Source organism: Corynebacterium sp. AOP36-E1-14 (assembly GCF_052377495.1).
GTDB lineage: Bacteria > Actinomycetota > Actinomycetes > Mycobacteriales > Mycobacteriaceae > Corynebacterium.
Genome location: NZ_JBQSWV010000012.1, coordinates 57,647 through 77,365, shown reverse-complemented (window position 1 = coordinate 77,365; position 19,719 = coordinate 57,647). Strand labels below are relative to the sequence as shown.

General features: G+C 69.7%; 16 protein-coding genes. 4 read left to right on the top strand and 12 right to left on the bottom strand.

The window, feature by feature from the left end; translation table 11 throughout:
- Positions 1-95 precede the first annotated feature (95 nt).
- The 9 genes from ACT3TD_RS07530 to ACT3TD_RS07490 form a co-directional block, all read right to left on the bottom strand.
- Positions 96-1,076, bottom strand: a complete 981-nt coding sequence (locus ACT3TD_RS07530) for a sulfite exporter TauE/SafE family protein (protein ID WP_301443278.1) — start codon at positions 1,074-1,076, stop codon at positions 96-98.
- A complete protein-coding gene (locus tag ACT3TD_RS07525; protein WP_441579373.1) occupies positions 1,073-1,837 on the bottom strand; it encodes a sirohydrochlorin chelatase in 765 nt (254 codons plus the stop codon). The genes ACT3TD_RS07530 and ACT3TD_RS07525 overlap by 4 nt, the downstream gene beginning before the upstream one ends.
- 2 nt (positions 1,838-1,839) lie before the next feature.
- A complete protein-coding gene (locus tag ACT3TD_RS07520; protein ID WP_441588296.1) occupies positions 1,840-3,192 on the bottom strand; it encodes a sulfate adenylyltransferase subunit 1 in 1,353 nt (450 codons plus the stop codon).
- Complete coding sequence (cysD, locus tag ACT3TD_RS07515; protein WP_301443465.1) at positions 3,192-4,124, bottom strand: sulfate adenylyltransferase subunit CysD; 933 nt, start codon at positions 4,122-4,124, stop codon at positions 3,192-3,194. Before cysD ends, ACT3TD_RS07520 begins: the two co-directional genes overlap by 1 nt.
- Positions 4,106-4,942 carry a phosphoadenylyl-sulfate reductase gene (locus tag ACT3TD_RS07510; RefSeq protein WP_301443466.1) on the bottom strand — a complete coding sequence of 279 codons (837 nt, stop codon included), beginning with the start codon at positions 4,940-4,942 and terminating at the stop codon, positions 4,106-4,108. The genes cysD and ACT3TD_RS07510 overlap by 19 nt, the downstream gene beginning before the upstream one ends.
- 322 nt (positions 4,943-5,264) lie before the next feature.
- Positions 5,265-7,103 carry an ABC transporter ATP-binding protein gene (locus tag ACT3TD_RS07505; protein WP_441579375.1) on the bottom strand — a complete coding sequence of 613 codons (1,839 nt, stop codon included), beginning with the start codon at positions 7,101-7,103 and terminating at the stop codon, positions 5,265-5,267.
- Positions 7,100-8,749: an ABC transporter transmembrane domain-containing protein gene (locus ACT3TD_RS07500; protein ID WP_441579376.1), complete on the bottom strand. Its 1,650-nt coding sequence runs from the start codon at positions 8,747-8,749 to the stop codon at positions 7,100-7,102. The genes ACT3TD_RS07505 and ACT3TD_RS07500 overlap by 4 nt, the downstream gene beginning before the upstream one ends.
- Positions 8,750-8,825: 76 nt before the next feature.
- Positions 8,826-9,020: a hypothetical protein gene (locus tag ACT3TD_RS07495; RefSeq protein WP_301443469.1), complete on the bottom strand. Its 195-nt coding sequence runs from the start codon at positions 9,018-9,020 to the stop codon at positions 8,826-8,828.
- A gap of 18 nt (positions 9,021-9,038) precedes the next feature.
- Positions 9,039-11,876: a nitrite/sulfite reductase gene (locus tag ACT3TD_RS07490; protein WP_441588295.1), complete on the bottom strand. Its 2,838-nt coding sequence runs from the start codon at positions 11,874-11,876 to the stop codon at positions 9,039-9,041.
- 441 nt (positions 11,877-12,317) lie between these two features.
- Between ACT3TD_RS07490 and ACT3TD_RS07485 the strand changes: the two genes are divergently transcribed.
- From ACT3TD_RS07485 to ACT3TD_RS07470, 4 genes are all read left to right on the top strand, one after another.
- Positions 12,318-13,748, top strand: a complete 1,431-nt coding sequence (locus ACT3TD_RS07485; protein WP_444614992.1) for an FAD-dependent oxidoreductase — start codon at positions 12,318-12,320, stop codon at positions 13,746-13,748.
- A 328-nt stretch (positions 13,749-14,076) separates the two neighbouring features.
- Positions 14,077-14,646: a GNAT family N-acetyltransferase gene (locus tag ACT3TD_RS07480; protein WP_301443641.1), complete on the top strand. Its 570-nt coding sequence runs from the start codon at positions 14,077-14,079 to the stop codon at positions 14,644-14,646.
- Between the two features lie 63 nt (positions 14,647-14,709).
- Positions 14,710-15,633 carry an oxygen-dependent tRNA uridine(34) hydroxylase TrhO gene (trhO, locus tag ACT3TD_RS07475; RefSeq protein WP_441578983.1) on the top strand — a complete coding sequence of 308 codons (924 nt, stop codon included), beginning with the start codon at positions 14,710-14,712 and terminating at the stop codon, positions 15,631-15,633.
- 64 nt (positions 15,634-15,697) lie between these two features.
- On the top strand, positions 15,698-16,465 hold the full coding sequence (locus ACT3TD_RS07470; protein ID WP_441578984.1) for a hypothetical protein: 768 nt from the start codon (positions 15,698-15,700) through the stop codon (positions 16,463-16,465).
- A 15-nt stretch (positions 16,466-16,480) separates the two neighbouring features.
- Here the strand turns inward: ACT3TD_RS07470 and purT are convergent, their stop codons facing one another.
- The 3 genes from purT to ACT3TD_RS07455 all read right to left on the bottom strand — a co-directional run bounded on the left by purT (position 16,481) and on the right by ACT3TD_RS07455 (position 19,655).
- A complete protein-coding gene (gene purT / locus ACT3TD_RS07465) occupies positions 16,481-17,755 on the bottom strand; it encodes a formate-dependent phosphoribosylglycinamide formyltransferase (RefSeq protein ID WP_441578985.1) in 1,275 nt (424 codons plus the stop codon).
- Positions 17,756-17,811: 56 nt separating this feature from the next.
- On the bottom strand, positions 17,812-18,768 hold the full coding sequence (locus tag ACT3TD_RS07460; RefSeq protein ID WP_441578986.1) for a TauD/TfdA dioxygenase family protein: 957 nt from the start codon (positions 18,766-18,768) through the stop codon (positions 17,812-17,814).
- 74 nt (positions 18,769-18,842) lie between these two features.
- Positions 18,843-19,655: a MerR family transcriptional regulator gene (locus ACT3TD_RS07455; protein WP_441578987.1), complete on the bottom strand. Its 813-nt coding sequence runs from the start codon at positions 19,653-19,655 to the stop codon at positions 18,843-18,845.
- Positions 19,656-19,719: the final 64 nt, after the last annotated feature.

Genomic DNA, 19,719 nt, shown 5'->3' with positions numbered 1-19,719 from the left:
CGCAATGGTGTCCGATTGATCTCAATACCCCCATTACTGTGCTTTAACCCACCCGACCCGGGGGTGAAAGCGGCGGTGCACCCGGGCTGGGGGTGTCATCTTTGTGCGTCTACGGCGATAACTACCGGGCCGGACGCCTCGGACGCGCCGGACGGCCCGGCCGCAGCGGTCGCTGCCGCCGCTGCGGCCGTCCTGCGTCGGCGGGCGAGCAGGGCGCGGCCGATCACGACCAGGCACAGCGTCACCGTCACGGCGGTGAGCAGACCCCCGGCCCACCCCAGCGAGGCGCTGACCCGGGCGCCGTTGAGCGCCACCAGCACCGCGCCGACGATGCCGCCGAGCACGTCCGGCTTGATGACCGTCACGATCCACGCCGCGATGGGTGCGCCGATCAGACCGCCGATCAGCAGGCCGAGGACGGGCTGCCAGGAGTCGTGCACCTGCTCCAGGCCGATGATGAAGCCGAGGGAGGCCGACACCGCGACGAGGAACTCGGCGGTGTTCACGGTGCCGATGATCTTGCGCGGCTCGCTACGCCCCACGCTCATCAGCGAGGAGGTGGTGACCGGCCCCCAGCCGCCGCCCCCGGAGGCGTCGAGGAAACCGCCGCCGAGCCCGAGGGTGACCAGGCCCAGGCGCGAACGCCGCGACCCCGAAGACACCGGTACGGTTTCGCCTGTGTCGCCGGGGTCCCCGCCCTCCGGCTTCTTCCACGGCACCAGCACGCTGCGGATCAGCACGTAGGCGCCGAGCAGCAGGAGCAGTGTGGAGACCACCGGTTCGGCCGACTCGGTGGACAGCCCGGACAGCACCGTCGCCCCGGCGAAGGCGCCGACGGCACCGGGGATGCCGAGGAAGACGACGGTCGGCCAGTGCACGTTGTTGAGCCGCCAGTGCGCCAACCCGGAGAACAGGGTCGTGCCGACCTCGGCGAAGTGCACGGCGGCGCTGGCCTGCGCCGGGGCGGTGCCGGACAGGATGAGCATCGTGGTGGCGGTGACGCCGAAGGCCATGCCCAGCGCCCCGTCCACGAGCTGGGCCATCAGGCCGGCGACGGCGAACAGCAGCAGTTTCACCGGGGTCCCTCCTCTCCTTGTACTTCGACGACGGCGTTGATCCGGGACACGACCAGGGGTGCGACGGCGGTACCCAGGGGTTCACCGAGTGAGACCGGCACGTCGAGCTCACCGAGTCGGTCGACGGCGATGTCCCAGAGCCGGCCCGGGCAGATGAACAGCGGCTCGACGGCCACGGGGTTTCCGGTGCCGGCGGTGCCGCCTGTACCGGCGTCTTCCACGCAGGACGCCAGGGCGTCCGGTCCGGTCGACGGCCCGCCGGTGGCGACGCGCGCGTACGCGGGGACGCCGAGGTGGCGTCCGACGTCCTGCGCAAGGGCCGCGACGGTGTCGTTCGCCCCGGCCACGCTGGAGCCCACGGAATAAAGGACGAGGGAAGCTGCCGTATGGCGGGCGGCGATACGCACGGCGAGCAGCCCGGCGAGGTCCTCGCCGGTGCCCACTCCACCGGCCAGGTGCAGGTCCATGCCGGTTTCCGCGGTGGCCTCGGCGATCGCCTCGGGCACGTCGGTGGTCATGTGGAAGGCGGTGGTGAACAGCAGCGGGACGATAACCGCCTCGCGGTGCCCCTCGGCCGCCAGCACCCGGGTGACGGTGGTCAGCGTGGAGGGCGAGAAGTCGAGGTAGGCGGCGCGCACGACGCCGCCGGTGAGACCGGCGACGGCGTCGGCGATGTCGACGACCGCGGCGTCCGACGCCGGGTGCCGGGAGCCGTGCGCCAGGCAGATCACCGGGACGCGCGCTCCGGCCTCCCCCGGCACGGTCAGCCCTGGTTCCCCTCGGTGACCAGCCCGGCGGTGAGCGTGTCACCGGTCGACGGGTTGATCAGCAGGAAGGAACCGACGCGGCCGCCACGGCGGTAGGCCTCGAAGGGCAGCGGCTCGGCGACGGTGACGCGCACCTCGGCGATGTCGTTGAGGGCGAGCTCGGTGCCGAGGTCGCCGTCCTCCTCGTTCTCGTCGAGGATGTGCACGCGGCTGACGATCTCGTCGACGCGGGCACGCACGGTGGCGGAACCGTAGCGCAGCAGGACGTTGCCGCGGACCTTCACCGGCGTCTCGGCGAGCTGGAAGACCAGCGCGTTGACGGAGTTCGACGGGGCCGGGACCGCGTCACCCTCCACGTCGGAGGCGATGAGGTCGCCACGGGAGATGTCGATGTCGTCGGCCAGGCGCAGGGTCACGGACTCGCCACGCTCGGCGCGTTCCTGCTCCCCGGCCGGGCCGTCGATGCCGGCCACGGTGGTGGTGCGGCCGTCATGGCCGCCGACCGAGACGGTGTCGCCGACGGCGACGGAACCGGACGTGAGGCGTCCTGCGTAGCCGCGGTAGTCGGTGGCGTGGTCGCGGATGACGACCTGCACCGGGAAGCGCAGACCGCGGACCTTGCCGGCGTTGACGCGGGCCGGGCGGGCCTTCTCCAGGATGTCGAGCACGGTCGGGCCGCCGTACCAGGGGGTGTTCTCCGACGGGGAGACCACGTTGTCGCCGAGCAGCGCGGAGGTCGGCACCACGTCGATCTTCGGCAGGCCCAGCTCCCCGGCGAGGTCGCGGACCTCGGAGGTGATCGAGCGGAAGATGCCCTCGTCGAAGTCGACGGCGTCGATCTTGTTCACGGCGACGACCACCTGGGAGGTCTTCATCATCGCGGCCACGGTGAGGTGGCGGCGGGTCTGCTCGATCACGCCGTTGCGTGCGTCGATCAGCACGATGACCAGGTCGGACGTGGACAGTCCGGTCACGGTGTTGCGCGTGTACTGCACGTGGCCGGGGCAGTCGGCCAGGATGAAGGAGCGCTTGTCGGTGGCGAAGTAGCGGTAGGCCACGTCGATGGTGATGCCCTGCTCACGCTCGGCGCGCAGGCCGTCGACCAGCAGGGACAGGTCCGGGTTCTCCAGGCCCTTGGCGGCGGAGACGCGCTCCACCGCCTCGTACTGGTCGGCGAGGATGGACTTGGTGTCGTGCAGCAGGCGTCCGACGAAGGTGGACTTGCCGTCGTCGACGGAGCCGGCGGTGCACAGGCGCAGCGTCGGGACGGTGGAGTTGTCGACGTTCTCGGCGTCGGCGTTCTCGGCGGCGCTGTCGGCGCTCACGGGGGTGGCGGTAGCGGCGGTCATCAGAAGTAACCTTCCTTCTTGCGGTCCTCCATGGAGGACTCGGAGAGCTTGTCGTCGGCACGGGTGGCGCCACGTTCGGTGGTGGTGGACAGGCGGATCTCGTCGATGACCTCGTCGATCGTCGCCGCGTCCGACAGGACCGCGCCGGTGCAGGACATGTCACCGACGGTGCGGTAGCGCACGGTACGGGTCTCCACGGTCTCGCCCTCGGCGGGACCGCCCCACTCGCCGGCGGTCAGCCACATGCCGCCACGGGCGAAGACCTCACGGTCGTGGGAGTAGTAGATGTCGGGGATCTCGACGTCGCGGGCACGCAGGTAGTCCCAGATGTCGGCTTCCGTCCAGTTCGAGATCGGGAACACGCGGATGTTCTCGCCCGCCTGGTGGCGGCCGTTGTACAGGCCCCACAGCTCGGGACGCTGCCGGCGCGGGTTCCAGCCGCCGAAGGAGTCGCGCACGGAGAAGACCCGCTCCTTGGCGCGCGCCTTCTCCTCGTCGCGGCGGGCGCCGCCGAGCACGGCGTCGTAGCCGCGGTCCTGGATCGTCTCGACCAGCGGGACGGTCTGCAGCGGGTTACGGGTGCCGTCCGGACGCTCCTGGATCGCGCCGGAGTCGATCCAGTCCTGCACGTGCGCGACGTGCAGGGTGATGCGCGGGTCCTCGGCGACGCGGTCGCGGAACTCGATGACCTCCGGGAAGTTGTGCCCGGTGTCGACGTGCACCAGCTCGAAGGGCACCGCCGCCGGGGCGAAGGCACGCTTGGCCAGCTCCAGGACGACGACGGAGTCCTTGCCGCCGGAGAACAGCAGCGCGGGACGCTCGAACTGGCCGGCGACCTCGCGCAGGATCTCGATGGCCTCGGCCTCGAGGCTGGCCAGGTGGGGGGTCAGGGTGGAGTGTTCTGTCGCAGTAGTCACAGGTGGAGTCCGCATTCTGTCTTGGTTGAGTTGGCCCAACGGCCGGAACGGGGGTCGTCGCCGGGGGCGACCGGCATGGTGCAGGTCGCGCACCCGATGGAGGGGTAGCCCTGGCGGGTCAGCGGGTGGATGATCAGGTCGTGGGACTCGATGTAGTCCTCGACGTCCTGGTCGCTCCACGCGGCGATCGGGTTGATCTTCAGCCGGCCGGTGCGGTCCACGTCCAGGATCGGGGTGTCCTTACGCAGTTCGCTGTCGACCCGCTTCACACCGGAGATCCACGCCTCGTAGGGGTTGAGCATCCGGGCCAGCGGCTCGACCTTGCGCATCCGGCAGCAGGCCGTGGGGCTGCGCTTGTACAGGTCGCGGCCGTAGACCTCGTCCTGCTTCTTCACGGAGTAGACCGGCTCCACGGTGCGCAGCGGCAGCGTGTAGCGCTCGTCCACGTCCTTGGCCACGTCGATGGTCTCGTCGAAGTGGTAGCCGGTGTCGAGGAAGACCATCTCCGCGTCGTGGACACGGCCCTCGGCGAGTTCGGCCAGGACGGTGTCCTGCATGGACATGGTGACCGCCACCGTGCCGGTGACGTGCTCGTTGACCCAGTCGAGGATCTGCTCGGCGGTGGCGCCGTCGAGCTTGTCGTTCCACTCGTCGACGAGTGCCTGGTGGGCGGCGGTCTGCTCCTCGGTGAGGTGGGTGGTCGTCGTCGGCGCGCCCTCCGGGCTGACCTCCGGGTCCGTGAGCGCCGGAGCCTCCTGCTCTGCCCGGGTGCCGGTCACGCCGATCAGGCCGGTGAGAGTCGCGAATCCGACCTCTGGTCCTGTGTTCGTCATTCCTGCTCTTCTTCCCTGCCGTTCGCCGGTTGGTCTCTGGGGGTGTTGCCGTGCTGCCGTGTTGCTGTGTCGGGCTGTCGTCGTCACGTGTGGATCGCGGTACGACCGGCACCCAACAGACCGGTCGGTCTGCGCCATAGGGCACAAGACTAGAGCAGAGCGACCACCGGAGCAACCGGTTTTTCATGTATGGACCCAAGTATCATTTGTTGATACTGGTCAACAGCCATGCATCCCATAGACCGAGAGGTCTGCAATCGCCGTGTCCCCCACCGTCGGCCCCCTGCCCGACGGATTCCTTTCGCCTTGAATCCAGGCTCCCCTACCGGCCGCGCGACCAGACCTCCCACAGTTGGGCGTAACGTCCGCCGGCGGCCACGAGGTCGTCGTGGGGACCCTGCTCCACGATGCGGCCGTCCTCCATCACCAGCACCTCGTCCGCCAGACGCGCCTGGTCCAGGCGGTGCGCCACCGTCAACGCGGTGCGCCCCTCGGTGAGCCGCCGTGCCGCGGCCTCCAGGGCCTGTGCGCCGGCCGAACCGGCCTCGGCCGTCGCCTCGTCGAGCACCACCACCCGCGGATCGCGCAGCAGCACCCGGGCCAGGGCGATCTGCTGGGCGACCACCGGGTCCGCCACCAGGCCACGGGCACCGACCACGGTGTCCAGTCCGTCGGCCAACCGGCGGAACCAGTCCCCGGCACCGACCTGCTCCAGAGCGTCGACGAGGGTGTCGTCGTCGACGCTGCCGGACTCCTCGTCCACCGCCAGGCCCAGGTCGTCGCGCAGCGTCCCGGAGAAGGTGTGCACCTCCTGCGACACCAACGCCAACCGGTCGGCACGCTCGTCGTCGGACAGGGCCGTGACAGCCACCCCGTCCACCGTGACCGCACCGGCGCTGGGCTCACGCAGCCCCGCCAGCAGGGTGGCGACGGTCGTCTTGCCCGCCCCCGAGGCACCGACCAGGGCCACCGTGCGCCCGGGTTCGATGGTGAAGTTCACGTCCTCCACCGCCCAGGAATCCGTCCCGTAGCGGAAGTCCACGCCGGACAGGCGCACCTCGCCGCGCGGCGCGGGCGCCCCGGCGTCCTGCACCGGACGCGGCGGGTCCACCGTCACGCCCACGATGCGCGCCAGGGAGGCGTAGCCGGACTGCGCCACGTCCAGCACCCGCATGATCTGCTGCAACGGGCCACGCACGCGGATGAGCATCAGCGTCGCCGCGGTCACCGCGCCCACCCCCAGCACACCGTGGTCGACCAGCACGAAGCCGAGCACGATCGCGGTGCCGAGCATCACGAGCTCGGCGACGAGCATCTTGTTCATCAGCACGACCATCACGCGGTTGGCGCTGACCGCGTTGGTCATCACCTGGCGCGAGGAGTCGGCGATGCGGCCGTGCATCTCCTCCTCCATCCGGAAGGCGCGCACCGTGGCCCGGCCGTGGATGGCCTCCAGGACGCGGCGGGCGCGCAGCCCCATCGACGCCCGCTCCGCGGCGTACAGCGCAGGCGCCCGACGCAGGTAGGACCGGGCGGCGAACCAGTACACCGGGGACACCACCAGGATGATCAGCAGGAAACGCCAGTCCACGGTCAGCAGGCTGATCGCCGTGGCACCGATGACGAACACCGCGCCCGACAGGATCGGCAGCGCCTCCATGATCGCCGCGGACACCTGGGCCACGTCGTCGGTCGAGCGGCTGACCACGTCGCCGGTGCCGGCGTCCTCCACCTCGTGCATAGGCAGGCCCAGGGCCGTCCCCACCATCTGCTCACGCAGGTTGGCGATCAGTCGCTCGGACAGGCGGGCGAGGATGAAGTAGCCGGCCCCGTTGAACACGCCGGCGCCGACGGCCACCGCGACCATCACCGCGGCGGTGCGCCACAGGTCGCCCTCGGCCCGGGCGACATCGGAGGTCGCCGAGGCGGTGGACACGATGTCGACGATGCGCCCGAGCAGCCGCGGGATGGTGACCGTGCAGGTCGACCCGATCGCCAGCAGCACGAAGGCGAACAACGCCTGGCTGCGCGCGTGCGGCACCGTGCGCGCCTGCGCTGCGACCTCGCGGCGCGCCTGCGCCCACGTGGCCAGCGGGAAGGTGCGCACCGGCTCGCCGTCGTCCCCACCGGTGTTCACCGGTGCCAGTGACGCCGCCCTCATCGCGACACCTCCGTATCTGCGTCTGCTGCTCCGGCGAGCGCGGCGACCTCGGCGACCTCGGCCGGTCCCCACTCGCGGTCCGCGGCGACGTGCCACGCCGGGGCGTCGCTGACGACGAGCACCCGGTGCGACGCGCGCGCCTCCGTACCGTCTGTACCGTCTGATCCACCGCCGTAGAGGCGTCCGACGCGTTCGGCGATGTGCTGCTCGGTCACCGAGTCCACCGCGGTGGTCGGGTCCGACAGCACCAGCAGTTCGGGGTCCGCGGCGACCGCGCGGGCCAGGGCGACACGTTGGCGTTGCCCGCCGGACAGCCGCCTGCCGCCCTCCCCCACCGACCGGTCCGGGCCGCCCGGGATGTCCGAGCAGTCGGCGACCTCCAGGGCGGACGCTGCGACCTGCGGGTCCGGGTGGACGTTGTCGCGTACCGACCCGTCGAAGAGGTCGGCGCCATGCGGGGCGACGACGACCCGCTGGCGCGGCAGCCGCGCCAGCTCCCCGAGCATCCCCGGCGCCACCCCGGCTGCACCGCGCACGACGGTGACGCCGGACGGCACGGCGGCGAGCACCGCCGCGGTCGTGGCGTCCGACGCCTCGTCCGGCGTGGCGAACGGCGCGTTGAGCACCTCACGCACGCGGCGTCCCGACGCCGCAGAGATCGCCACCCGGGTGGCGAAGTTGCGGCCCAGCATCGTCATCGGCATGACCACGTACTGCGACAGGCCGACCACGGTGATCAGCTGGCCCACGCTGAGTCCGTCGTGCAGGGCGATCCAGCCGGCGGTGACGCCGATGGCGACGACGTACACCGCACCGACGGACTCGGTGACCATCGTCAGGCGCGCCTCCGCGGCGTTCGTGCGCACCGTGGCGTCCAACGCGGTGGACGAGTAGCCGTGGTAGCGGCGACGCATCGTGGCCACCACGCCCAGACCCTTGACGATGCGCAGGCCCTGGACGGCGTCGGCGGCCGCGGCCGCGGCCTGCGCGAGCGCCTGCTGACGGTCCGCCGCCCGGCTGCGCAGCGGACGCGCCGCACGCACCGACAACGCCACGACCAGCGGTGCACCGACCAGCACGGCCAGGCCCAGCTGCCAGTGGATCGACAGCACCACGACCGCGACGTAGAGGATCGAACCGAGCTCGGCGACGGGGAAGACCGTCATCACCACGATCTCGGCGGCCTTGTTCGAGTCCGTCGACGCGATCGACAGCAGACCACCGGCGGTCCGCTCCCGTCCCCGGATGCCGCGCGGGTCCTGGATACGGTCGGTGACCGTGGTGCGCAGGTCGTGGCTGAGCTGCTGCAGGGTGATCTCCATGTAGCGGCGGGCGAACCACACCGCCACCGCGTTCACCGCGAACAGCACGACGAGCAGCCCGACCCACAGCACCAGGCGGTTCCACCGGCCGGTGGCGACCGCGTCGTCGATGGCGCGTCCGACCACGATCGAGGTCGTGGCGTTGCAGATGAACCCGGCGAGCATGCCGAAGGACGCCACGAGCTGGACGGGCCGCTGGGCGAAGGCGAGCTTCAGCAACCAGCGGCGGTCCGTGGGGTCCGGGAGTTTCGAGGGGAAGCTGCGGAGGAGTCCGGATCTGATCGTGTCGGTCCCGGTGTGTTCCCTCGTCGCATTTCCCGCCATGGGGGTTGAGCCTACAGCACGGGAAAGGGTGCCCTTGACGGGGAGTTATGCCCCGGGCGCGCGCTCAGGCACGCACTCAGACGCCGCGCTCGATGTGTCCGTGCAACTTCACGGAGAACACCCGGCAGCAGTCGCGGCACTGCCAGGCGTTGTCGGTCTCGGTGTCGGGGAAGAGGTTCTCCGACGTGCAGTACGGGCAGTTCATGACCGTCGCCCTCCTCGGGTTGGGGTGTGCGATCTTCCCGGGGATCCGGGAGTTCGTGTCGTCCATGTGTACTCCTGCTGCCGGTTACTGCAGCACGGCCTCGTCGGCGCGCAGCACCCAGTCGCGGAACTGCTCACCGTCGGTGCGCTGCTCCTTGTAGTGCTCCACGACGCGCACCACGTAGTCGTCCAGCTCGGCGGAGGTGACCTTGTGCCCACGCAGCTTCTTGCCGAAGTCCGGGTGCATGCCGATCGCGCCGCCCAGGTGGACCTGGAAGCCCTCCACGCGGTTGCCCTCGTCGTCGGTAACGATCTGGCCCTTCAGCCCGATGTCGGCGACCTGCGTGCGGGCGCACGAGTTCGGGCAGCCGTTGAGACTGATCTTCAGCGGCACGTCCAGGTCACCCAGACGCTCCTCCAGCTGGTCTGCCAGGGTGATCGCGCGCTGCTTGGTGGTCACCAGGGCGAGCTTGCAGAACTCCAGGCCGGTGCAGGAGATGATGTCGCGACGGAAGGACGACGGGCGGGCGGACATGCCCTCGACCTCGAGGGCGTCGACCAGGGCGTCGACCTTGTCGCGCTCGACGTTGAGGAAGATCAGCTCCTTGTCCGGGGTGGTGCGGGTGTCGGTGACCCCGTGGGCCTCCGCCAGGTCCGCCAGACGCTGCAGCTGGTCGCCCTCGGTGTGGCCCACGGTGGGCTTGACGCCCACGTAGAACCGGCCGTCGCGCTGCTCGTGCACGCCGACGTGGTCACGGTAGCCGGGGAAGACCTCCGGCTCCGGGCCGTCGGTGAGCTTGTGCCCCAGGTAGTCGTCCTCCAGGATGCGGCGGAACTTCTCGATGCCCCAGTCTGCGACGAGGAACTTCAACCGGGCACGGTTACGCAGCTTGCGGTAGCCGTAGTCGCGGAAGATCCGCACCACCCCGCACCACACCTCGGGCACCTCGTCGATGGACACCCACGCGCCGAGGCGCTGGGCCAGCATCGGGTTGGTGGACAGCCCACCGCCGACCCACACGTCGAAACCGGGGCCCTTCTCCGGGTGTTCGGAGCCGATGAAGGAGATGTCCTGGATCTCGTGGGTGATGTCCTGACGCACCGAGCCGGAGATACCGGACTTGAACTTGCGCGGCAGGTTGGCGAACTCGTCGCGGGTGAGCCAGTTCTCCTTGATCTCCCGGATCGCCGGGGAGGCGTCGATGATCTCGTCCTTGGCGATGCCGGCGACCGGGGAGCCCAGGATCACACGCGGCACGTCGCCGCAGCCGAAGAAGGTGTCCAGGTTCACCGCGGCCAGACGGTCCCAGATCTCCGGGACGTCCTCGATGCGGATCCAGTGCAGCTGGATGTTCTGCCGGTCGGTGAAGTCGGCGGTGCCGCGGGCGAAGTCGGTGGAGATGCCGCCGATGACGCGCATCTGCTCGGTGCTCATCATGCCGCCGTCCAGCCGGATGCGCATCATGAAGTAGCGGTCCTGCAGCTCGGCGTTGGACAGCACACCGGTCTGCTCACCGTCCATGTCCTGACGACGCTGGGTGTACATGCCGATCCACTTGAAGCGCGGGGCGAGGTCCTCGGCGGGGATGGAGTCGAATCCCTGCTTGGCGTAGATCTCGCGCACGCGGTCGGCGACGGCGAGGCCGGCGTCGTCCTGCTTGATGCGCTCGTCGTTGTTCAGCGGCTTCTTGCCGTCGATGAGCCACTGGCCCTGCGGCTTCGGCGCCGCACGGTCGGCCTTCTGCTCCTCGGTGAGCTCCACCGGTTCAGACGCTGCTGCCGCTGCTGCCTCGGCAGCTGACTGCTCCAGTGCAGCGTCCAGCGCCTTCGCCGCCTTCTGCACCGCCTTGCCGGCCTTCAGCTCGTTCCAGCGGGCCTTGCGCGCGGCGGAGAATGCCTCCTGGTTGTCCGGGTCCGCCTCGGTGGCGGCCTCGGCAGACTTCGTCGTCGCGGCGAGCTCGGCCTGCTCGGCCTCGGCACGCTGCAGGGCCTCGCGGGCCTCCACGACGGCAGCCGGTTCCGGGGCCGGCTCGGACGCTGCGTCGGTTGCAGCGTCGGACGCTGCGGCCGCCTCTGTGGCGGCCTGCTCCAGCGCGGCGTCCAGCGCCTTCGCGGCCTTCTGCACCGCCTTGCCGGCCTTCAGCTCGTTCCAGCGGGCCTTGCGCGCGGCCGAGAATGCCTCCTGGTTGTCCGGGTCCGCCTCGGTGGCGGCCTCGGCGGACTTCGTCGTCGCGGCGAGTTCGGCCGGCTCGGCTTCGGCACGCTCGAGAGCCTGGCGTGCCTCCACGACGGCGGCCGGTTCCGGGGCAGGTTCGGACGCTGCGTCGGACGCGGCGGGCGCCGTGGCGTCCTGCGCGCTTCCCGCGGTCTCGACCCCGGCGGCGGTGCCGGTGGCCTGCAGCGCCAGGGCGGCCTGCTGCTCGGCCAGTCGGATGGCGCGGGCAGCCTCGGCGAGCTGGGCGTCCTGCGGGTTCTCCGCGGCCGCACGCTCGGCGGCGAGCGCGGCGACGGACAGCACCGAGGCCCCCGACTGCACCAGCGACAAGGTCTCGCCCAGCGCCAGGCCCGCACCAGCCGGTGCGCCTGCGGCGGCCGGTGCGTCCTGCGCGGGCTGGGCGGGCTGGGCGCCCTCGGGGGCGGCGGCCGCAGCGTCCTGCGTGTCCTGGGATTCCTCCTCGGCGTTCTCGGCGGCGTTCTCGGCAGCCTCCTTCGCCTTCTTCAGCCCGCGGGCGGCCTTCTTCTGCGCGGCCCGGGCACGACGCGCGGCAGCGGCGAGCTGCTTGTCGTTCGGATCCGTCTCGGCGGCGGCCTCCGCGGCCTCCGTGGCCGCGGTGGCCTCGGCGACGCGCCCCTCGGCCTCCGCCACGGGGTCGCCGCCGGTGCTGGCAACGGTGTCGGGCTTCTCTTCGGTCGCCGTCGTCATACGATCACTTCTCCTGATCTTCCTGGTCTCGTTCCGGCCGTCGTGTCATGGACCGAGGGCGCTGGAGCCGGTCAGGACACCGGCATTGCAGACCGCTTGGTCTGCCCCAAAGGTGTCGCCCCAGACTAGACCGGTCTGTCCACGGATACAACGTAGGAGATGCTTACCCGGCGTGACGAGCACTTTCGCGATCCACCCTTGCCCGCGACAGACCAAGTGGTCTATAGTCTCTGCCTGACACCAGGTCACACCTGTACGTGACCCTCCTCACCGGTGCCGTGTCCGACAGCGTCGACACCTTGTCGACACTTTCCGTTCGGACGGGGGCGGACTAACGTACACGTACAAGACCACACCCCTGCCCGGCGGCAGATCGCCCCCGATCGATCCACCCCGGACTGCCGCACGAACCCGCCAACCACGGATTGGACCTACGCATTCATGTCTGACAACCGCCCCCTGCGCGTCGCCGTCATCGGATCCGGCCCGGCCGGCATCTACGCCTCCGACGCACTGATGAAGTCCGGCAAGGACGTCTCCATCGACCTCTACGAGAAGATGGCCGCCCCCTTCGGTCTCATCCGCTACGGGGTGGCCCCCGACCACCCGCGCATCAAGGGCATCATCAAGGCCCTGCACAAGGTCATGGACAAGCCCCAGATCCGGTTGCTCGGCAACGTCAACGTCGGTGAGGACGTCACCCTCGAGGACCTGAAGAAGCACTACGACGCGGTCATCTACGCCACCGGTGCCACCGACGACCGGGACCTGAACATCCCCGGCGGCGAGCACACCCACGGCGCCGGCAAGTTCGTGGGCTTCTACGACGCCAACCCGCACTTCGAGGACTCCTGGAACGTCGACGCCGAGTCGATCGCCGTCATCGGCGTCGGCAACGTGGGCCTCGACATCGCCCGTGTCCTGGCCAAGACCGGCGACGAGCTGCTCGTCACCGAGATCCCGGACAACGTCTACGCGTCCCTGAAGAACAACAAGGCCAAGGACGTGCACGTCTTCGGCCGCCGCGGCCCCGCCCAGGCGAAGTTCACCCCCCTGGAGCTCAAGGAGCTCAACCACTCCGACACCATCGAGGTCGTCGTCAACCCCGAGGACATCGACTACGACGAGGGCTCCGAGAACGCCCGCCACAACTCCAAGATCACCGACCAGGTGTGCACCATCCTGGAGAACTACGCCGTCGCCGAGCCCAAGGGCGCACCGCACAAGCTCTACCTGCACTTCTTCGAGTCCCCCGTCGAGGTCAAGACCGACGACGACGGCAAGGTGACCACGCTGGTCACCGAGCGCACGGAACTCGACGGCACCGGCGGAGTGCGCTCCACCGGTGAGCTGACCGAGTGGAACGTGGGCCAGGTCTACCGCGCCGTGGGCTACAAGTCCGACGAGCAGAAGGACCTGCCGTGGGACGGCAAGGAGAACGTCCTGCCCAACGTCGGCGGACGCGTCCTGACCGAGGGCCCCACCGCCGACGGCATCGCCGGCGTCCCCGGCTCCGCCGACCCGGAGGCCGAGCTGCGTGAGACCATGCCCGGCGTGTACGCCACCGGTTGGATCCGCCGCGGCCCGGTCGGCCTGATCGGCAACACCAAGGGCGACGCCAACGAGGCCGTCGCCAACCTCCTCGCCGACTACGACGCCGGCATCGGCTTCGGCCCCGACGCCCCCGGCGAGGACGACGTGATCGAGCTCCTGCACTCCCGTGAGGTCGACTACACGACCTGGGAGGGCTGGTACAACCTCGACGCCCACGAGCGCGCCTTGGGCGAGGCCGAGGGCCGCGAGCGCAAGAAGGTCCGCTCCCACGAGGAGATGGTCCACTACTCCAGCGGCGAGGCACGCGTGAAGGCGTAGTAGCGCGCCTGCAGCGGGTCCCTTGCGGGGGACCGAGGGGCGAAGATCGAGCGTGGGAGCGTTGAATCACCGGATTCGACGCTCCCACGCTCGATCTTCGCCCCTGTGTCGTCTCCCCGGGCCCCGAACCCCGGGCTTCCCGGAGTGAGCGATACAGGAAAATCATCTCGTTATTCACCGTGAAAAATTATAATGTCCAGTGCAACTCCGGACCCCGAAGGCGCCACAAACTCCCAGGTCCACGCGTTTTTCTGCGCAGAACAGGAAAAAACGGCTTTTCTTCCGTCTTTTGGTGATTCATGACGTTCATACCGTTATCCTTAACGACATGAGCGACACCACGAACACTGCCGGCAAGAACCCCGCCACCGAGGCACCGGAGATCCACATCACCGGCAAACAGGTCCTGAACATGCAGCCCCAACAGGTCCACGCCCTGTACAAGCTGCGCGTGGACGTCTTCGTCAACGAGCAGCGCTCCAGCTTCCCCGAGATCGACGACACCGACATCGACCCCGGCACCCACCAGCTCCTGGCGTACGTCCACCCCGGCTCCGGCCCCGACTTCCCCTGGGGCGTGCCCGACCCGGGCTCGCCGCTGCGCCTCGTCGGCACCCTGCGCGTCTTCGGCCCGCCCGAGGAACAGCACATCGGACGCCTGTGCGTGCACCCCGACTTCCGTGGCTTCGGCATCGCCTCCCAGCTGGTCGACGACGCCCTCGAGGTCATCCGTGGCCGTGCCGCGGCCATCGACCCCAACGTCCAGAAGACCGTGGTGAAGATCGAGGCGCAGACCTACCTGATGTCCTTCTACAAGTCCTACGGCTTCGAGGCCACCGACGAGCCCTTCATGGCCGAGGGCATCGAGCACCAGGAGATGCACCTCACGCTCGACTAGAGCGCGGACAAGAGCCCGGCCTAGGTGCGTCGGACCGGTCCCACCGGCGATAGAATCATCAGGGTGGGAACCAAAGGCACCAACTCCGAGACGCGCATCCTCCTCTACTACCGCTTCACCCCCGTCGCGGACCCGACGGCGGTGATGCTGTGGCAACGCACGCTCTGCGAGTCACTGGGGTTGCGCGGCCGGATCATCATCAGCCGCCACGGCATCAACGGCACCGTCGGCGGCTCCCTCACCAGCGTGAAGCTCTACATCCGGCGTACCCGCGAGTACCCCGGCTTCCACGACATGGAGTTCAAGTGGTCGCCCGGCTCCGCCGAGGACTTCCCGAAGCTGTCGGTGAAGGTGCGTGAGGAGATCGTCAGCTTCGGCGCCGCCGAGGAGCTGCAGGTCGACGAGCACGGCGTGGTCGGCGGCGGAACCCACCTCTCCCCCACCCAGGTCAACGAGCTGGTCGAACAGAAACGCGCCGACGGCGAGGACGTGGTCTTCTTCGACGGACGCAACGCCATGGAGGCGCAGATCGGACGGTTCAAGGGGGCGGTCGTCCCCGAGGTCGACACCACCCACGACTTCCTCCGCGAGATCGAGTCCGGCAAGTACGACGACCTCAAGGACCGTCCCGTGGTCACCTACTGCACCGGCGGCATCCGGTGCGAGGTGCTCAGCTCGCTGATGCGCAACCGCGGGTTCACCGACGTCTACCAGATCGACGGCGGCATCGTCCGCTACGGCGAGCAGTTCGGCGACGACGGGTTGTGGGAGGGCTCCCTCTACGTCTTCGACAAACGCATGCACATGGAGTTCAGCGAGGACTCCGTGCCCCTCGGCGCCTGCGTTCATTGCGGCACTGCGACCAACACCTTCCACAACTGCGTCAACGGCGACTGCCGGGAGATGGTGCTGCTGTGCGACGCCTGCGCGGCAGCGCCGGCCACGGCGCACTGCGGCGGGGACACCTGCCACGCCGCTGCGTCCTGACGCGGCCCGCTACCCTTAAAGTCAGTTGACGTACCTTCGCGACCTTCAAGCAGGAGCCCACCCCATGACCCGCAACCGTCGAGTCGCCACAGCACGCACCGTCGCAACGCTGGCGACCAGCACCGTCCTGCTGTTCGGCCTCTCCGCCTGCTCCTTCGAGACCGTCTTCACCACCACGCAGGACGACGGCACCGCCGACCGCGCGCAGGCGCTGTCCGCGCCCGGCAGCGCCGAGCTGTGGCGCACGTCCGGCACCGGGCCGGACGTGCTCAACGCCGACGCGCAGGACGGTTCGGCGATGTCCTTCGTCGACCCCGACCTGCTGGAGGACGGCGAGCTCCCCGCCCGCATGAGTGTCACTGAAGCGCAGTCGCTGCAGGTCCTGCAGAAGATCGCCGACATGGTGGAGCAGGAGGGACGCCGGATCTCCGAGGTCGCCTCCCTGCGGGTCTACCTCACTCCCGAAGACGGTGCCGGGACGGCCGACTTCGAGGGGTGGGAGCGCGCCTACCGCAAGTTCTTCGCCAACCTCGACCCGCTGACCGGCGACTCGTTGCTGACCGGCACCTCGGCAGTGACGCTGACTGCGGAGACCAGCCCCTCGTCGAGCTCCGCGACGTCCGAACCGTCCTCCCCGTCGGCGTCCGCAATCACCTCGGCACCGTCCTCCCCCGGCACCGAGCCGACCGACACCACCGGGGACGACGAGGCCCCCTACTCCGGGGACACGAACCCGACGAAACCGACGGTGGTCACCGTCGGCGTGGCCGAACAGCCCGTGGCCGGGTGGCTCGTGCAGGTCGAGGCCGAGGTCCTCTACGACAACGACTAGTGACGGATTAGGACGCTAGGCGCGTCCCCAGCCGTCGGTGACAACCTCAGGGGCCGCAACCTCAACAGGCTCAATACCGACGGTGACGGCGGACGCGGCCTGCGTGGCGCGCTCGCGGGCGCCGTCGACCGTCTCGGCGGTGGAGAAGGCCACGCCCATGCGGCGTCGTTCATGGCTGACCGGCTTGCCGAAGATGCGGACCTCGGTCTCCGGGACGCACAGGGCGTCCTTCAACCCGGTGTAGGTCGGGGCGGCGTCCGGCGCGCCACCCTCCACGCCGCCGTAGATCACCGCGGAGGCGCCCGGGGAGATCAGCGTGGTGTCGATCGGCAGGCCCAGGATCGCGCGGGCGTGCAGGTCGAACTCGCTGAAGCGCTGCGAACCCATGGTCACCATGCCGGTGTCGTGCGGGCGGGGGCTGACCTCGGAGAAGTAGACGTCGTCACCCTTGACGAACAGCTCCACGCCGAACACGCCGCGCCCCCCCAGGGCGCCGGTGATGCGCGCGGCGACCGACCGGGCCGACTCCAGCGCCGCCGTCGTCATCTGCGCCGGCTGCCAGGACTCCACGTAGTCGCCCCGGTCCTGACGGTGCCCGATCGGCTCGCAGAACCAGGTGGCGTCCTCCCCGGAGTCCGGATCCACCGAACGCACCGTGAGCAGCGTGATCTCGTAGTCGAAGGGCACGAACTGCTCGATGATCACCCGGCCCGACGACACGCGCGCCCCACTCATCGCGTACTCCCACGACGTGCGGATGTCGTCCTCCGAGCGCACGTAGGACTGCCCCTTGCCCGAGGAACTCATCACCGGCTTGACCACGCACGGCATGCCGATACGCTCCACGCCCTCGGTGAACTCCTCGTAGGTGGAGGCGAAGACGTGGCGGGAGTTCGGCAGGCCGAGGTCACGGTCGGCGAGGGTACGGATGGCCTCGCGGTTCATCGTCAGACGCGTCGCCCGGGCGGTGGGGATGACCGTCGCCAGGCCCTCGTCCTCCACGTCCTGCAGCGCGTCGGTCGCCAGCGCCTCGATCTCGGGGACGACGAAGTGCGGACGCACCTTCTCGACGAGACCGCGCACGGCGGCGGCGTCCGTCATGTCGATGGTGTGGTGCGCGTCGGCGACGTGGTGCGCCGGCGCCCCGGCGTAGCGGTCGGCGGCGTGGACCTCGACCCCGTAGCGCTGCAGGGCGATCGTCACCTCCTTTCCGAGCTCCCCGGATCCCAGCAGCAGGACCCTCGTGGCGTTGGGCGCGAGAGGTGTACCGATGACGTCAGGCGTGTACATGGGACAAGACGCTACCAGCCGCGTCGCGGGAAACCCGCAGTCTCGTCAGGGTGCAGTCACGCCACCGCCAGGTTTCCCGGGTAGCCGGGCAGGCGGTCCTCCTCGTCGACGACCGAGTACGCCGAGGCGTCCCCGGTGATCACGCGCGAATGCTCGCCGGTGACACTCACCGGCACGGGCCCGGCGAGGGTGACGCGATGGTTCTTCCGCGCCTGGTCGCCGAAGTCGGCGACCCCGTAGTGCTGGGTGGCCAGGTTGTCCCAGATCGCCACGTCGCCCTCCTCCCAGTGCCAGCGCAGCGTGTTGTCCGGCGACAGGATGCGGGCCTGGAGCAGCCGGACGAGGTCACGGGACTCGTCGTCGCGCAGGCCCGCCAGGTGGGAGACGAACTGTCCGAGCAGCAGCGAGCGCTCCCCCGTCGCGGGGTGGACGTGGACCACCGGGTGTTCGGTCTCGAAACGGACCCGGGTGAACTCCGCGTAGGAGAAGCCGCTGGAGTCGGTCGAGTCCTTGTTCTGCGCCTGCTCCCGCGCCGAGGCGTAGTCGTAGTCGTTGGTGTGCACCGCCCACAGCCGGTCCGCCAGCTCGCGCAGCGGCTCCGGCAGCCGCTCGTAGGCGGCGACCGTGTTCGCCCACTCCGTGGCCCCGCCGTAGCCGGGCAGTTCCACGGCGCGCAGGATCGAGATCTTCGGCACCCGGTCGACGAAGGACACGTCCGTGTGCCAGGCGTTCGCCGCCCCCTCCAGGATGAGACTGTCCTGACCGTGGGAGGCCACGGTGGGGTGCGCCAGCGTGGGCGTGCCCAGCAGCCGGGCGAAGGCGTACTGGGAGTCGTCGGTGAGGTGCTGCTGGCCCCGGATGATGAGGACCTTGTGGACGGCGAGCTGGGAGCGCAGCCACCCGGCGGTGTCCGGGTCGAGGTCGCCGTCGAGACGCAGACCCTCGACCTTGGCGCCGACGCTGTGGGACAGGCGGGTGAGTTCGATAGACTGATCTGTCTGTTTCTTGGTCATGGGGTCAGCCTGGCACAGCCCGCCGGGACCGTGCACCGGTTCCGGTCAGGGTGAATCGAAGTGGGCCCGACGGCTCACCAGCGGGGATTGTCCAGGTCCACTCCCCGGTCGGCAGCGTTCGCCTTGATCAGCTCCACCAGGTAGTCGGTGTGGTCCACCCCGTCCACCGTCCAGTTCATGCGGAACCGGTCGTCACCGACGTACATCGCCGACAGGATCACCTGACGGTCGTGCGGGCAGTCGTACCACTGCGAGATCGAGCGACGCTGACGCTCCGCCAGGGCATTGCCTTCCTCCGAGCCCGGCGCGACGTCGCGGCCGTGGGCCTCGGCGAGCGCCCGGGCGAAGTCGTCGCCCTCTGTGCGGACCGCCGCCCAGTCGTCCTCCCCCATCTTCTCCATGACCTGCTGCGAGCGACGCCATTCCTCGGTGTCACCCCAGCGCTCCTCGGCCTCGCGCTGGTAGTCGGGGTCCCAACCGTTGCCGAGGATCTCGCGCACCCGCTCAGCGGGGACCGGGCCCGTGTACACGCCTGACTCCGTCTCTGCGAGCAGGTCCTCCACCGCGGCGAGCATTCTGTCGACCCCGTCGCGGCGGTCGCGCAGCATCTCGCGCTGGCGCAGCAGGTGCGTGCGCTCGTCGGCACCGTCCAACATCTCCGCGATCTCGCCCAGCGGGACGCCGGACTCGCGGTAGACGAGGATGCGCTGGCCGCGGACGAGGTCGTCGTCGGTGTAGATGCGGTAGTCCGACCAGGTGCGGACCTGTGGGACGAGCAGCCCCTTCGCGTCCCAGTGGTGCAAGGTGCGCACCGTGACGCCGAGGAAGTCGGCGGCCTGGCTGACGGTGAGTTCTGTGTTCTGTTCGTTCTGTTCGTTGTGTTCCATACCCAAGATCCTCGCCCCTGACGCCGCGTGAGGGTCAAGCGTTACTTTCCGAGCCGATTCTGTC